Below are 14,937 nucleotides of genomic sequence, written 5' to 3'. Positions count from 1 at the left end.
GCTGCCATGGCGCAGACGCGGAACTTCGATGTGCATTCCGACGCGGCCGTCAACGCCATTCCGGAATTTGCGCGTCAGGCCGGCATCCAGATCGTGGCGCCCGCGGACCAGCTCAACGGCGTCAGGACCCACGAGGTCAAGGGAAGCCTCGATCTCCATGCCGCGCTGTCGGAACTCCTGGCAGGAACGGACATCGAGATCGCATCCGAGAATACCCAGACCATCATGTTGCGTGTCCGACCAAAAAACGCCGAAGCCGCCTCTGACGAAGAGGCGGCGAGCACCGCGACGAAGGGGCAGCCGACCGAGACCGTCATCGTCACCGGCACGAATATCCGCGGCGTGACCAATCCGGCGGCCCCGGTCGACAGCTACTCGCGCGACCAGATCGACCTCTCGGGACTGGGAAGCATCCAGCAATTCGTGAGGCGGCTGCCGGAGAATTTCGGCGGTGGGGCGTCCGACGAAACGATTGGAAGCCTGGTCGGCGGGGGCAATGCGGTGAACGCGGTCGGCGGAGCGGGCGTCAATCTGCGCGGACTCGGCAGCGACGCGACACTTGTCCTGCTCGACGGACACCGGATCGCGCCGGCGAACAACAACGGCAATTTTGTCGACGTCTCGATGATCCCGCTCAGCGCGCTCGAGCGGGTCGATGTCCTCGCCGACGGCGCGTCGGCGATCTATGGATCGGACGCCGTGGGCGGGGTGATGAATCTGGTCCTGCGGCACGATTTCGACGGAGCCGAGACGCGTGCGCGCTTTGCGGCGCCGACCGACGGCGGCGGTGCGGAAGAGGAGTTCGCGCAAACCCTGGGTCGTACCTGGGGCAGCGGCTCGGCGCTTGTCAGCTACGACTACAACCTGCGTTCGTCGATCGACTCGAGCCAGCGCAGCTATGCGAGCGGCAATGCCAGTCCGTTCACCCTTGTGCCCAAGCAATTGCACAATTCGGTGTTTGCAATGGGCAACCAGTCTTTGACCGGCGATATCAGCGTGTTCGGCGAAGGCCTCTGGTCGAACCGGTCGTCGTCCAATGACGAATTCTTCACCGGCATCGGCGACGATCATAATGTCGTGTCGGCATCGAACTATGGCGGGACTGCCGGCGTCGACGTGGCGCTGCCGGAGGATCGGCAATTCGAGTTGAGTACGACCTACAGCGCGAGCGATACCACCCAGACCGACACCTTCGCCGGCGCGCCTTCGTCGCATGTCCACACGATCGCGACGGTCGGAACCGTGGATGCCAAGCTCGACGGCGCGCTCTTCTCGCTGCCCGCCGGTCCGGTGCGGTTTGCGGTCGGCGGCCAATATCGTTTCGAGACCCTCGATTCCAAAGACCTCATCGCGGACAGCACCTATTCTCCAAACCGAAGCATTGCGGCCGGGTTTGCAGAGCTCGACATCCCCATCATCGGTCCGCGCGATTCAGCGCCCGACAATCGCCTGGAACTCAGCCTTGCCGACCGATACGAGCACTACAGCGATTTCGGCTCGACCGATAATCCCAAGATCGGACTGAGCTGGATGGCGCAATCGGACCTCAAGCTTCGCGGCACCTATGGGACCTCGTTTCGCGCGCCCTTGCTGAGCGATCTCAATCCGACGCCGTCCCAGGTCGTCGCCTTGCCGGAGGCGGATCCGACGACGGGCGGCGCGTCCAACGTCCTGGTGGTTTTCGGCGGCAATCCGAAGCTCTCCCCGGAGAAGTCGACCAACTGGACGCTCGGCGCGGACTGGGCGCCGGACGCCTTTCCGGGAGTCAGGGTCAGCACGACCTATTACAACGTCCATTTCACCAATCTGATCACGACCGCGCAGACGGCGGGATTCGATCTCTTCGATGCGCTCAACAATGCATCGACGTTCGGTCCCCTGATCCAGCGCAATCCGCCGGCGGCGGAAGTCGCGTCCCTGGTCGCCACCACGCAGGAGTTCGACGATTTCACCGGAATCCCCGGTGGCGTCGATCTTTCCACGATAGCCGCCATCGTCGATTCGCGCTCGACCAATTTGTCGGCGCTCGACACGAACGGCATCGATTTCAAGGTGTCCTATGACGGCGATTTCTCCTTCGGCCATCTCGAGACCGGCCTCGACGGCACCTATATCCTCACCTTCAAGCAGAAGGTGGCGCCGGGCACGCCGACCGCCGACGTGCTGAACACGCAGTACAACCCCGTCGATCTGAAGCTGCGCGGCCGCGTGATCCTGCGGCACGGCAATTTCGATTTTGCGCTGTTCGCGAACTATGTCGACTCCTACCGCGATGTCCGGAATTCACCCTCCGTCCCGATCGCGTCGTGGACGACGTTCGATCTTGCGGTGGAATACAATTTTGACCAGGGGTCCGGAAGTCCGCTCGATGGGCTCGTTGCCGGCTTCAACGTCATCAACGTCGCCGATACAAAGCCGCCCTTCGTCGCGACGCCGGACCCGGGCGTTGCGCCCGGACTCGTTTTCGACGGCGCGAACGCCAACGTGCTGGGGCGGGTCGTTTCGCTTCAGTTGACCGAGCGATGGTGACCGGCCACGCGCCGGAGGTGACGACCCTGCGCGACACGGGCCTAGAGAGAATGGCACCGGCCGGTGGCCGCAGGATGCTCCGCGTCGCGGTCGCGATTGCCGTGCTCGTTCTCGGCGGGCCGGCCGCGGCGGATGCAAGTCCCAGGCGGCCGGTCACGCTGGACGATCTCGACGGCGTGGCTTCAGGCGAAGCCTCGATGCTGGCGACGCTCGACCTGTCCGCCGACGGCAAGTCTCTCGCCGTCGAGCGCGGCGGCGAGCTGTCGGTCGTGCGCGTGGAAGACGGCCGCATCCTGCAACGTCTCGGCGAAGGGCTGATACCGCGCTGGTCGCCCGACGGCGAAAGGCTCGCCTTCTATTCGCGCCGATCCGGCACGCTGCAGCTCTGGCTGTGGAACCGGAGCGATGGCGGCGTGCAGCAGCTGACGCAATTCACCGCCGGCGTCGATCCCGAAATCGAGACCCGGATGATGGGCTATGTCGGCGACGCGTTCCGGATGCGGTGGTCGCCGGACGGCCGCGACATCGTGCTTGCCTCCCGCGTCGCATCACTCGCGCCCGTGCCCTCCGCGGCCGGCGCGCCGCTGGTCTTGGACAACACGACGCCCCCAGGGCGGATCCTCAGCGACGTGTTCGCCCATCCCGGCGGCGGGACAGGCGGCATCGTGGAGGCCCGGGACGGCCGCGATGTCGGATTTCGATCCCCCCGGCCGGGAGAGGCGCTTTACAGCCAGCTCTTCATCGTCGATGTCGACTCGCATCGAAGCCGCCAGATCACCCACGACAGCGCGATGGCGTTCGATCCGGCCTGGTCTCCCGATGGCCGCACCATCGCCTTCGCCCGCATCCGGTCGGATGATCCAGGCGCCGCAGCCGGCGGCGGCATCATCTCGGCGACGAAGGGCGAGATCATGCTTCTCGATCTTCGCAGCGGGAATGTCCGCACCTTGGCGGTGGGCAATGGCGTGAAATACCGCCCCCTCTGGTCTTCGGACGGCGCGCGTATCGCCTTTCTCGTCAGCAGCCGCTTCGACGGCCCGGCCGCTATCCGTGTCGTCCCGCTGGATGGCGTGGACAGTGCGCGCGAATACAGATTGAACGGTCCGGTCGTGAATTACGATTGGGACCGGTCTGCCGGGCGCGACGGCTTTCTCGTCTCCTACGATAGCGGAAGCGGTAGGGGCTCCGCCCGAGGCACGCCTGTCGCGCATGTCCGCGACACCAATTTCCTCGGCGCGCGGACATCCGCTCCGGTCGGGCCATGGTCGCAGGCGCGCAGCGGCGCAGTGGCCTGGGTCGAAGGCGAGGCCGGCCCCGTCGTGTGGCTGTCGTCCGACGGGGGGACGACCGCGGAAAGACTCCTCTCTCTCACGTCCGGTGGCGATCTCGAATTGGCGAGGTCGGAAACCGTCACGTGGCGCAACGGCCATCATGAGATGCTTGCCGGCGATCTGCTCTATCCCGCGCACTATGTGCCCGGGACGCGATATCCGCTGATCGTCGATGTCTATCCGTTTCCGGGCGGCGGCGGTGGCTGGATGAGCCCGCTGGCGGGGAACCAGGCCTGGGCGTCGGCCGGCTACATGGTGTTCAAGCCACGACCGCGTGCGCCACATTCGGCGCCGAATTGCTCGGGCGCACGGGCGTTCTGCAAGCGAGGCGAGGGCCCTGCCGCCTGGGATACGACCGTCGACGACGTGATGAGCGGCGTAGCGGATCTCGAGCGGCGGGGCCTCGTCGATCCCGAACGGATGTGCCTCTACGGCCATAGCAATGGCGGCGGCGTCGTCGATTACCTCGTGACGCGAACCGACAGGTTCAAATGCGCGGTCTCCGTCGCGCCGGCCTTGCCCGACTGGATCGGAACCTCGCTCCTCTGGTTCGACGGCCTGGGCTTCATGGCGGACCTGGCCGGCGCGAAATTGTGGGAGGATCCGTCCGCCTATGTGAAGCTTTCGGCCGTGTTCCGCGCCGGCAAGGTGAAGACGCCGATGCTGCTCGCGGACGGGGACGAGGACGGAAACTTCCTTCTGGGATCGATCGAACTGTACAACGTCCTGCGCGCCGCCGGCGCCAATGTAACGCTGCTTCGCTATCCGGGCCAAGGACACGTGCTGACCGGCGCAGCGCTTCGGGATTTCTGGCGCCGCGAGACGGACTTCTTCGCGATCCATCTGCAACCGGAGAAGACGGACCGGTAGGTCGACATGGTGCTGGCTTGCAAGCCGCTACACCCGAGACCGCGTTCGCGTCGACGGGGACTTATCGGCCGCATCCGCGCACCGGTCAGATCTTCACGGAAAATTCCGTTCCGCCGCGCAGCGGCAGCAGGGTCGAGACGAAGCCGTTTGCCGGGCGTCGCACGAAGTCCAGATAGTCAACAAAGGTCTTGGGAAAATGTCCCACATTGTCGGCGATGACGATCGCGCCCTTGCGCAGTTGCGGCGCCATCAGCTCGATGATGGGCCTGGCGAGCTTGGGAAAGCCGTCGACCAGGAGAAAATCGACGGGACCGCCGCAGTCTTTGAGGGTTTCGAGCGCGTCGCCCTCTCGCAGGTCGATCAGGTCTGCAACGCCGGCCTCCGCAAAATGGCTTCGCGCGTGCCGCGCTTTCTCGGCGTCGATCTCCGTCCCGATGACGAGACCGGCGCCTTGATCGCGCATCGCCGCGGCAAGGTAGAGCGTGGAGACGCCATAGGAAGTTCCGAACTCGACGACACGCCGGGCCTGCTGGGCGCGGCAGAGCGTGTAGATCAGCCAGCCTTGGCCGCGATCGATCGGGATCAGCTTGTCGCGATAATACGCCGCCTCGACAGGCCGCGGGCCGCCTACCAGCTCCTTCAGGGCCTCCAACGCCAAATGGACGACCAGCCCCGGCAATTGCCGGGTGGCCCGGCGGTGCAGGCGCTGCAGAACCGCGTCGATCCGCCGATCGGCGATGGGATTCGAAGATGGCGGAGCCATGGGACAGCCTCGCGTCGATTTTGCCGTTGTCGTGCTGAACGCCTGCCGCTTCAGTGCACCAGGGCGGAGCCATGATGGGTCTGGCGGCAGGCGTGATGGGTCGAAGTCCGCGGGCTCTCGCGCAATGGCACGAGCAAGCGCGCACGTGCCAAAGCCGACGCGAGGCCTTTTGCGGGAAGGATGGCGAGCCGCACCACGGCCGGCGGCAGCCAGTCCGCCAGCACGTCGCGGGCATCGAACATGCGGCCGTGTTGCAGCAGGCTCACGATCTGGAGCAGGCGGCCTTCATCGCGGCTCAGATGCGGACAATGACGGCAGCGGACGTCGAGCGGGCGTCGGCCGGCCGCACCGACGATGCCGAACAGCGCATCGAACGCCGGCACTGCGCAGCAGCCGGCGCCGGACGCCAGGAGACCGCCGCGCCAGTCATGTCCACCCTCCGGGTCGCAATGCGCCAAGGCGAACAGGCGGAGAGACGCGACCAGCACGAGTTCTGCCGTGCACAGCCCCGATAGCGGCGCGTCGTCGGGATAGGCCGGCGGCGGAACATAGGCGGGGAAGTCTCGCTGCGTGATCGTCATGCCGTGATCCTCTTACTCGAAGTGCCGCGTGAGGCTGCCGATGATGGTGCGGCCGCGGCTGAAGTGGCACACTTGGCCGAAACAGAGCTGCGTCCGGCTGTCGGCGACGTTGTCGACGTTGAGCGCGATGCGCCAGTTCGCGACTTCGTAATGCGCGTCGGCGTCGAAGAAGGTCAGGCTGCCGGTGCGGATCGTATTGGTGGTGTCGGTATAGGTTTCGCTGGCATAGCGCATGCCGCCGCCAAGCCCGAACCCTTGCAAGGCGCCATCCTGGAACGTGTAGTCGCCGAACAGCGAGACTTGGGTGGGCGGCGTGTTGGCCGGCTGACGGTCGATCTCGGTCGGATCGGTGGACTCGGTGATGCGCACGTCGTCATAGGTATAAGCGCCCGTGACGTTCAGGCCGGGGAGGGGAGTCACGACGGTCTCGAACTCGATGCCGCGCGAGCGTTCCTCGCCGGTCTCCACCTGGAAGCCATTGTGCGCGATATCGGGATCGGCGCTCAGGACATGCTGCTCGGTGAGGTCGTAGAGCGACAGCGTTGCGCTGATCCAGCCGCCCTTGGGCATGTAGCGGATGCCCGCTTCATATTGCCGGCCGGTGAGCGGGCTGAACGGCTTGCCGAAGAAATCGGTGCCCGATTGGGGCACGAAAGACGTCGAATAGCTCACATAGGGGGCCAGACCGATATCGGAGACATAGACGAGGCCGGCGCGGCCGGTGAGCGCGCCGTCATCCTGCTGCGCCGGCGCGGTGCCGAAGAAGGCGCCGGCGTAGTTGACGGTCTTGATCGACGACCAGTCTTGGCGCAGCCCAGCCGTCAGGAACCAGTGATCGTCGAACGCCATCTGGTCCTGCGCATAGACACCGACTTGACTGGCGCCTTGATGCACCGACGACGACACGGTAGTCGGCGGGGCGATGGGCAGGTTGTAGGACAACGCGAAGTAATCGGCATCGGGGGCATCGCCGACCAGATCGAGCGCCGAAAACGGATCGTTCTGATAGTCCACGCCGAAGATCAGCGTGTGCTTCACCGGGCCGGTCTCGGCCTTGCCCGTGACATTGGTGTCGAGCGTGACGGCATCGAGCGTATTGGTCAGATGCTCGGCCTCCATCGCGAGCGTCGTGGCGCTGTCGAAATACAGCGGATTGACGGTGAGCAAATTCGCGCGCGAATCCGTGTAACGGAACGACTGGTGCAGGTTCCAGTCGTCGGCCAGGACCTGGTCGAACTGGTAGCCGATGGCGAAGGTTTGCTGCGTCGAGGTGTTGAACAGGGGATCGAAGCGCCAGATCGACTGCGGATAGCCGGGCGGCAGCACCGCCCGGTCGAACGCCTCTTCCGATTCGCCGCCCGAGACGCGCTGATAGCTCGCGAGGATGGTGAGCGAAGTGCCGGCGCGCGGCTTCCAGGTCAGCGCCGGCGCGATGTAGGTTTCGTCATCGGGCACATTGACGTATTGCGTGCCGGACTGGCGATAGACGCCGGTCAGCCGCGCCAGCACCGTGCCGTCGTCGGTCAGCGGCGCGTTCAGATCCCAGCGACCGTCATAGCGGTCGTAGTTGCCCAGCTGAAGCTGAAGCTCCGCAAAGGCGTCGGCCTGCGGACGCTTGGAGACGATATTGACCAGGCCGCCCGGTGCGTTCTGGCCGTAGAGCACCGAGGTCGGACCGCGCAGGATATCGATCTGTTCGAGGCCATAAGGTTCCAGCAGCGGACCGATGAAGTCGCTGGCGAAAAGGCGCGTGCCGTCCTGGAAGACGCCGTTGTAGAACTCACTGAAGCCGCGCACCTGGAACTGCGGAAAGCGCGGATCGTAGCCGAACATCGCCGGCGTCACGCCGGCCGAGTAGCCGATCGCCTGGCTGATATCCTGTGGGTTCTGCAGCGTGATCTGGTTTCGGTTGATCACCGAGATCGACTGTGGCGTCTGGATGATCGGCGTGTCTGTCTTGCTGCCGGTCGTCGAATGGCTGGTCAGCAGGCTTCCCGTGACGACGACGGTCTCGATCTTCGAATCCTTGTCGCGAATGTCCTGCGCAAGGGCCGCGCCGCCGCGCAGCAGGCTCCCCGTTCCCAGCAGCGCCGCACCCGCCCATGTCCCCCATATCCTGATACGCATAAGCCCCTCTTGTTGAGAATGGATCGCAACTACGCTGTCTCTATTGATATTGAGAGTCAATTGCAATATTGAGTTTGTCGCGGTTTGCTTGGGTTTCGAGCTTTGTCCGGTACGCGTGCCCTGGGGGCCTGGCGCTTTGTCCACACCTGGACAAGCCTCGTCTGCACGGCGTTCCTGCTGATGCTTTGCCTGACAGGGCTGCCGCTCATCTTCCAGGACGAGCTCGAGGACGCGTTTCCCGGCGGGCCGGTGCCGGCGGCGGCCGTCGCCGGGAAGCCAGTCCTTCCGCTCGACCGTTTCGCGCAGGCCGCGCGCGGGCGATATCCGCAGGACGCTTTGCGCAGCCTCTTTCTCGACGACGATGCGCCGCAGGTCTTTGCGGTCCTTGCGCCGTCCATCGATGCGCCGAACGCCGCCAATCACGTCTTGACGATGGACGCGCATACGGGCGTCGTGCTGCGGGACTCCCTGCATCCGGCAGGCGGCGGCGCGGACGCTTTTCTCACCTTCGCTCGCATCCTGCATGCGGAGCTCTTTCTCGGGCTTCCGGGCGACCTCTTCCTCGCCGTGATGGCGTTGCTGTTCCTCGCCGCGCTGGCGTCCGGCGTCGTGCTCTATGCGCCGTTCGCCCGGCGCGCCCCGTTCGGCACGGTGCGCAATGCCGGCAGCAATCGCTTGCTCTGGCTCGATCTGCACAACGTCCTGGGCATCGTCGTCGCCGCCTGGCTGCTGGTCGTGGGCTTCACGGGGCTGATGAACACGCTCTCCACGCCGTTGTTCGGTCTGTGGGAGATCACCGATGTCGCAAAGATGCTCGCAGGCTATGACAAGCTGCCGGTCGTCACGCCCACGACGTCGATTCAAAGTGCCGTAGACGCGGCGTTGCACGCCATGCCCGGTTCTGCCGTCTCGTCCATCACGATGCCGACGCATGTCGACGGCAGTCCGTTGCACTATGTCGTCTGGACCAAGGGCGCGTCGCCGCTCACCGCGCGCCTGATGACGCCGGTGCTGGTCGATGCGCGGACCGGGCGGGTCGCGCGCGTCGTCGCCCTGCCGGCCTATCTCCGGGCCGTGGAAATATCGCGCCCGCTGCACTTCGGCGATTACGGCGGATTGCCGCTCAAGATCCTCTGGGCGCTGTTCGACATGGTCGCCATCGCGGTCCTCGGCAGCGGCCTCTATCTCTGGGCGGCCAAGCGTTTCGGCCGTTCCGTCAGGACCGATGCGACGGGCGAGCTTGTGCCCGCGCCTGCGGAGTAGCCCGATGAACGCACCACCCACAAAGGCCGCTGTCCTGTGGCGCATGCCGCTCCTGCTTGCCGGCCTCACGCTGTTCGGGTTGCTGGACGCGCTGCTGGTCGACAACAACTTGGCGCGCATTCTGGCCTGGGCGGCGCTTGCCGCGCCGCTCGGCGCGACGATTCGATGCCTGCACGGAGCTTTCCAGGCCGCCGCATCGGCGTAACATCATCTGCATCCATCCAGGAGGACGACATGCGCAGGACAATCGCGGTTTCACTAGGATTTCTGTTCGGCGGACTGCTGTCCACGGCGCAAGCCGGCGAATTCTATGTCGGCGAGCCCGTCGTGGCGGACGGTCTGCAGATCGTTCCGAATTACCTGGTCGGGATCGAGATGGATCGCATGCCGCCGGGCGGCGCGATGGGGCCGAATTCGGTGCATTTGGAAGCGGATGTTCACGCCACCGCGGACGAGAAACACGGGTTCTCCGAGGATGCGTGGATACCTTATCTCACCATCCGCTATACGCTCACCAAGGTGGGCGCCAAGTTCAAGAAGACCGGAACGCTGGCGCCGATGACGGCCGGTGACGGGCCGCACTACGCCAACAACGTCGTCATGGACGGACCGGGTACTTACCAGCTCACGTATGAGATTTCCCCGCCGTCGGCCAACGGCTTCATCCGCCACGTCGACAAGGCGACCGGCGTTCCTGCGTGGTGGAAGCCGATCAGGGCGCATTGGACGTTCGCCTATCCGAGCAGGACCAAGTGACGCCGTCGCAGCGCAGGGACATGCGGATGACGCCGATCGATGGGTGCGGCGGTTAGGCGGCCACGCTCTCGTAAATCTGCCCATAGTTTCGCGCCGAATGCTGCCAGCCGAAGGGCTGGGACATCGCCCGCTCGCGCATCCGGTTCAGGCGTTCCTTCGTCCGAAAGGTCGCGAAGGCCCGGGAGATCCCCTCGAGCAGGGATTCCGTCGAAGGCTCCGAGAACAGGAAGCCGGTCTCGCCGTCGACAATGGTCTCCGAAAGTCCGCCGGTCTGGCGTCCGATGGGCAGCGAGCCGAAGCGCTGCGCATACATCTGGCTGAGGCCACAGGGCTCGAACCGCGACGGCATCAAGGTGAAATCGCTGCCGGCGAAAATGCGCCGCGCCTCGCCATCGTCGAAGCGGATCGCGGCGGCGATGCTGTCGGGGTTGCGACGCTCGACGTCTTTCAGGGCTTCTTCGAACTCGGTCTCGCCCTTGCCGGTAACGATGATCTGGCCGCCGGCCTTGACGATCGTATCCGCCGCCGCGAGGACAAGGTCCACGCCCTTTTGATGGACGAGTCGTGCCACCAGGCCGAAAAGCGGACCGCGCGACAGCGCCAATCCGAATTCCTTGCGCACGTGATCGGCATTGACGGTCTTCCCATCCCATTCGCCGACCGCGAAAGGCGCCGCCAGCGCCGGACAGGTACGCGGATCCCAGCTCTCGTCGATGCCGTTCAGGATCCCGCTCAGCTGCCGGGCGTCCGCTCTGCGCCGCAGCAGGCCTTCCAGGCCGCAGCCATGTTCGGGCGTCGTGATCTCGCGGGCATAGGTCGCGCTCACCGTGGTGAGATGCGTGGCGTAGATCAGGCCGGCCTTCAGGAACGAGGTCTTGCCGTAGAATTCCAGGCCGTCGATGTGGAACGCGCTCTCCGGCGCGCCGATCCGGCGCGCGGCGGTGCGGTCGAACAATCCCTGATAGGCCAGATTGTGGATGGTCAGCACGGTGGGGACATCCGCGCCGCTCCACGCCAGGTAGGCGGGGATCAGCGCCGATTGCCAATCATTGCAGTGGACAACATCCGGCCGCCAGTGCGGGTCGAGCAGTCCCGACGCAAGTTGGGCGGCCGCCGACGCAAAACGGGCGAACCGGATGTCGTTGTCGGGCCAGTCGCGTTGCTGAGCGTCGCCGTAGGGGCCGCCGTCGCGTTCGTACAATTCAGGACAGATCACCGCATAGACCGGCAGGCCGTCCGCGGTCTTGGCTAGCCCGAGCGTGCAGGCGGGAAGCCCGGCGCTTTCGCGGCATGTCGCTATGATCTCCAAAGGGGCAAGATGGCGGAGCACCTCGCGGTAGCCGGGAATGATCACACGGACCTCGCCGAACGGCGCCAAAGCACGCGGCAGCGCCGCGGATACGGCAGCAAGGCCTCCGACGCTTATGAAGTCTTCCATCTCCGGCGTGGCGAAAAGAACGCGCATGGTTTCCAAGCAACTTTGGTTCCGCAGTGCAAAACGCGCGGTCTCGCCAACCGTTCATCCGCTGGAGCGCGAAACAGCTGCCCTGGTATTGAATCGAACGGAGTAAGTTGTCGCAGCCGAGGTGGAGACAGGTTGACGGGCGCTACTTTGCCTTCGTTTTGTGCGGCTTGCGGTTCACAAAAGAGGCATTGCCCAGACCAGTGCCCAAGGTGAGGATTCCCCACCGTTGCACATCCGTCATGGTTGCCGTTTCGCTCAACCCTTGCACGACGGCATCGTTGTGAAGTGCCACCTGCGTGTCGTCCTCGCCGATGAGCGGTATCGCCTCGACGATGCGCTGAGGAAGGTTGAAACGCGCGCTGGCCCAATTGCCCGGCAGGTTCTGTGTCCCGCGATCGATCGAGCCGTCCGGCTCGATGATGCCCGGGCAGCCGATGCCGATGAAGGGCGCCAGCCTGAGCTGGGCCTTTTCCGCGCGCCGGATGATGTCGCCGATCATCTCCACGAGCGAGCCCACCGCGGCGTCGCGCGTGACGTCGTCGTCGGCATGGCACCAGATCTCGCGTTCCGTCACGGCGGCGTCGCCGAAGCCGGGCGCCTTCTTCAAGTCGAACGCGACGAGGCCGACACGCATATTGGTGCCGCCGATATCCACTGCGACGAGGGCGTTATGGCCCTTGAAGACCCATTCGGGCGCGAGCTGGACGGCGCCCAAGAGTCCGGCATCGTCCGGATCGCTGTCGATGGGTACGATCTCGACGTCGATCTTTTCGGCCTTGAGGAGGGCGGAGAGCCGGCCGATGGCCAGCTCGCCGATGCGGTGGCCGCGCATTCCGCCGCCGACGGCGATCCGCTCGACGTCCTGCCAGCTCTTGTCCTTGAGCAGCCGCCGCACGACGAACGCGAAGTCCTGCGAGAAGTCTTCGACGATGGTATGGACCAGGCCTGCTGTTTCGGCGTCGCCCGTCTCCAAGGCCTTGTCGAGCTCTTTTTTTCCGATCTCGGTGCTCGGCCGTTCGCCGAACGGGTCGCGGCCTTCCTTGATCAGAGGTTTGCGGGCTTTGTCGAGAATGGCCGCCAGGGCCTTCTTGCTCGCGCGGTCGCCGAGAAATCCGCCACTGTCCTTGAGCTCGATGTTGTAGGAGACGATGTCGACTTTGGGGAGCCGCAGGCTTCCATGTCCACACAACAGAGGTGCCTTCGCGGTCCCGCCCTCGCTCATGGACGATCAACGAACGCGGTCGTGCTAGGTTCCTTTGGCTTGTTGGCTTGCGGTTCGAGCAGCCCATGCAGCCATTGGCGGAGCGCCTCGGGGTCGGCGGCCTGATAGGCCGCGCCCGGGAACGGGCGTCCTACCGAGATTCCGAGGCCGCCGAGGCTTTCCAGCACCGCGAAGGCATAGCCGTCGGTCACGTCGTCACCGGCGAACAGCGGCACGCGACCCGCGAAGGGCGGCTTGGTCATGAAGGTGCGCAGCGCGGTGCCCTTGTCGGTGCCCGCAGGTTTGAGCTCCAGGACCTTCTTGCCATGCAGGAGAGAAAAACCGGCCCGTGCCGCCGCGGCCTCGACCTCGGCGACCCGCGCAGCCGGCAGCGTCGCGTCCACGAGCAGGCGATAATGCAATGCGAGCGTGACTTCCTTGTCTTCGATGAACATGCCCGGGCGGTCGGCGAGCGCCGCGAATTCGGCGCGCAATTCGGCCGGAATGGGACGCGTGAGATGACCGATCGGTGCGTTGGGGTCGGGCCGGACTTGCGTGCCGTGCGCGCCGGCCGCGGGAAGCCTGAGCGGCGCGAACAACCTGTCGATGTCCTCCAGCGTCCGTCCGCTTACGAGTGCCAGCGCGCCGTCGCAGCGCGCGCGAAGCCGTGCAAGGTCGTCCACCAGCATATGCGGCACGCGGACGGACTCCGGCGTCAGCGCGATATCCAGCAACGTGCCGTCGATATCGAGGAACAACGCGGTGCGATCGAGGTCGAGTGCCGGCAGGGAGGTCATGCGCCCACGGCCCGGCGCTGGGGCCGCGTGTCGCCTTCGGCGATCGAGCGCTGGCGCGAGGTCGGCAAGGCCCAGGGAAGCTCCTTCTGGAGATAGCCGATCAGCTTTTCGCGCACCTCCGCCCGAAGATCGGCCACCGTCGGAGAGTCGTGGGCGCTCACCAGCGCACGCAGCTCGATCACATTGTCCCTGGCGTCGTTGACTTGGAGGTTCACGACTTGGCCGTCCCACAATTTGGACTCCTTGACGATCTCTTCGAGCTTGCGGCGGACCTGCTCGACAGGCACGGTGTAATCGGCATAGACCATCACCGTGCCGATGAGCGAGGCGGAGGCCCTGGTCCAGTTCTGGAAGGGCTTCTCGAAGAAATAGCTGAGCGGCACGATCATCCGGCGCCAATCCCACAGCTTGAGAACCACATAGGTCGAGGTGATCTCCTCGACCGTTCCGTATTCGCCCTCGACGATGAGCACATCGTCCAGCCGGATCGGCTGGGTGATGGCGAGCTGGACGCCCGCCAGCAGGTTCTCGAGGACCGGCCGCGCGGCCAACCCCGCCGCGATGCCCGCGACGCCGGCCGAGGCGAACAGGCTGACGCCGAACTCGCGCACGGAGTCGAAGGACATCAGCGCGAAGGCGACCGTGACCACCACCATCACCGAATCCAGCGCGCGCTTGAGCAGGCGCATCTGCGTCACGGCCTTGCGGGCAAGAAGATTGTCGGAAACGTCGAGCTTGAAGCGTCCGACATAGCGGTCGATCGCCAGATTGACGCCGACGATCGCCAGCCAGCCCAGGAATACGATGAACGCCGCCAAGAGCGCACGGTTGGCGTCGTCGGCGACGCGCGGATGCAGCGGCGCGATGGACACGGCCATGCTGAACGCGATCATGATGAAGGCGAAGCGGCTGATGCCGCTCGTACGGCCGACGATTTCGTGCACGAACGGGTAGCGCGCCCCGAAGAAGCGCTTGAACAGCGCCCATAGCAGAGCGTGCACGGCGACCGCCAGCGCGATCGCCGCGACGACCAGCGCAAGGACGATCAGGGGCCGCGGCGCCCAGGGGAACAGGTCGAGCAGGAGTCTGTTGTCGGTCATCGATCCTCGTCTTGCCGCTTTCCCCTTCCAGGCATAAAGCCGCGGCGATCCAATGGGTTCCGGGGAACTTTTTGCGCTGCAACCACGTTGCGTCCATGTCGAATTTTACGTGCAACCGGGGCCTTGCCGATGTCGCCACCGCGGATTTGTGACC

Annotated in this window: 12 protein-coding genes; 5 read left to right on the top strand and 7 right to left on the bottom strand. The window is 65.2% G+C overall.

Annotated elements, in window-relative coordinates; translation table 11 throughout:
• Window positions 1-6 precede the first annotated feature (6 nt).
• Window positions 7-2,529, top strand: a complete 2,523-nt coding sequence (locus tag WDM91_06330; protein MEI9994191.1) for a TonB-dependent receptor — start codon at window positions 7-9, stop codon at window positions 2,527-2,529.
• Window positions 2,523-4,730 (top strand): prolyl oligopeptidase family serine peptidase, encoded by a 2,208-nt coding sequence (locus WDM91_06325; protein MEI9994190.1) that lies wholly within the window; start codon window positions 2,523-2,525, stop codon window positions 4,728-4,730. The genes WDM91_06330 and WDM91_06325 overlap by 7 nt, the downstream gene beginning before the upstream one ends.
• Window positions 4,731-4,815: 85 nt before the next feature.
• Here WDM91_06325 and WDM91_06320 read toward each other — a convergent pair whose 3' ends face one another.
• The 3 genes from WDM91_06320 to WDM91_06310 are packed head-to-tail and all read right to left on the bottom strand — an operon-like array spanning window position 4,816 to window position 8,201.
• Window positions 4,816-5,493, bottom strand: coding sequence for a class I SAM-dependent methyltransferase (locus WDM91_06320; GenBank protein MEI9994189.1), 678 nt, complete (start codon window positions 5,491-5,493; stop codon window positions 4,816-4,818).
• Window positions 5,494-5,543: 50 nt separating this feature from the next.
• Window positions 5,544-6,074, bottom strand: coding sequence for a hypothetical protein (locus WDM91_06315; protein ID MEI9994188.1), 531 nt, complete (start codon window positions 6,072-6,074; stop codon window positions 5,544-5,546).
• Window positions 6,075-6,086: 12 nt separating this feature from the next.
• Entirely contained in the window at window positions 6,087-8,201 is a 2,115-nt protein-coding gene (locus WDM91_06310) for a TonB-dependent siderophore receptor (GenBank protein MEI9994187.1), read from the bottom strand.
• A 102-nt stretch (window positions 8,202-8,303) separates the two neighbouring features.
• Between WDM91_06310 and WDM91_06305 the strand changes: the two genes are divergently transcribed.
• The 3 genes from WDM91_06305 to WDM91_06295 are packed head-to-tail and all read left to right on the top strand — an operon-like array spanning window position 8,304 to window position 10,220.
• Complete coding sequence (locus WDM91_06305) at window positions 8,304-9,464, top strand: PepSY domain-containing protein (GenBank protein ID MEI9994186.1); 1,161 nt, start codon at window positions 8,304-8,306, stop codon at window positions 9,462-9,464.
• A 4-nt stretch (window positions 9,465-9,468) separates the two neighbouring features.
• Window positions 9,469-9,669 carry a hypothetical protein gene (locus WDM91_06300; GenBank protein MEI9994185.1) on the top strand — a complete coding sequence of 67 codons (201 nt, stop codon included), beginning with the start codon at window positions 9,469-9,471 and terminating at the stop codon, window positions 9,667-9,669.
• 29 nt (window positions 9,670-9,698) lie between these two features.
• Window positions 9,699-10,220, top strand: a complete 522-nt coding sequence (locus WDM91_06295) for an iron transporter (GenBank protein MEI9994184.1) — start codon at window positions 9,699-9,701, stop codon at window positions 10,218-10,220.
• Between the two features lie 52 nt (window positions 10,221-10,272).
• Here WDM91_06295 and glgA read toward each other — a convergent pair whose 3' ends face one another.
• The 4 genes from glgA to WDM91_06275 form a co-directional block, all read right to left on the bottom strand.
• Window positions 10,273-11,694, bottom strand: a complete 1,422-nt coding sequence (gene glgA / locus WDM91_06290) for a glycogen synthase GlgA (protein ID MEI9994183.1) — start codon at window positions 11,692-11,694, stop codon at window positions 10,273-10,275.
• 133 nt (window positions 11,695-11,827) lie between these two features.
• The gene (locus WDM91_06285) at window positions 11,828-12,874 is read right to left on the bottom strand and encodes an ROK family protein (GenBank protein ID MEI9994182.1); all 1,047 of its coding nucleotides are present in this window, start codon (window positions 12,872-12,874) and stop codon (window positions 11,828-11,830) included.
• 29 nt (window positions 12,875-12,903) lie between these two features.
• The gene (gene otsB / locus WDM91_06280) at window positions 12,904-13,683 is read right to left on the bottom strand and encodes a trehalose-phosphatase (protein MEI9994181.1); all 780 of its coding nucleotides are present in this window, start codon (window positions 13,681-13,683) and stop codon (window positions 12,904-12,906) included.
• Window positions 13,680-14,783, bottom strand: a complete 1,104-nt coding sequence (locus tag WDM91_06275) for a mechanosensitive ion channel domain-containing protein (GenBank protein ID MEI9994180.1) — start codon at window positions 14,781-14,783, stop codon at window positions 13,680-13,682. Before WDM91_06275 ends, otsB begins: the two co-directional genes overlap by 4 nt.
• Window positions 14,784-14,937: the final 154 nt, after the last annotated feature.

It is taken from the genome of Rhizomicrobium sp. (assembly GCA_037200385.1).
In the GTDB taxonomy this organism is placed as follows: domain Bacteria; phylum Pseudomonadota; class Alphaproteobacteria; order Micropepsales; family Micropepsaceae; genus Rhizomicrobium.
This window is presented reverse-complemented; position numbering and strand designations above follow the sequence as displayed.

Bases quoted from the DNA above. Each gene is read 5' to 3' on its own strand.
- WDM91_06330 (MEI9994191.1), top strand. From the start codon at position 7: ATGGCGCAGACGCGGAACTTCGATGTGCATTCCGACGCGGCCGTCAAC.
- WDM91_06325 (MEI9994190.1), top strand. From the start codon at position 2,523: ATGGTGACCGGCCACGCGCCGGAGGTGACGACCCTGCGCGACACGGGC.
- WDM91_06275 (MEI9994180.1), bottom strand. From the start codon at position 14,783: ATGACCGACAACAGACTCCTGCTCGACCTGTTCCCCTGGGCGCCGCGG.
- otsB (MEI9994181.1), bottom strand. From the start codon at position 13,683: ATGACCTCCCTGCCGGCACTCGACCTCGATCGCACCGCGTTGTTCCTC.
- WDM91_06295 (MEI9994184.1), top strand. From the start codon at position 9,699: ATGCGCAGGACAATCGCGGTTTCACTAGGATTTCTGTTCGGCGGACTG.
- WDM91_06315 (MEI9994188.1), bottom strand. From the start codon at position 6,074: ATGACGATCACGCAGCGAGACTTCCCCGCCTATGTTCCGCCGCCGGCC.
- WDM91_06320 (MEI9994189.1), bottom strand. From the start codon at position 5,493: ATGGCTCCGCCATCTTCGAATCCCATCGCCGATCGGCGGATCGACGCG.
- WDM91_06310 (MEI9994187.1), bottom strand. From the start codon at position 8,201: ATGCGTATCAGGATATGGGGGACATGGGCGGGTGCGGCGCTGCTGGGA.
- WDM91_06300 (MEI9994185.1), top strand. From the start codon at position 9,469: ATGAACGCACCACCCACAAAGGCCGCTGTCCTGTGGCGCATGCCGCTC.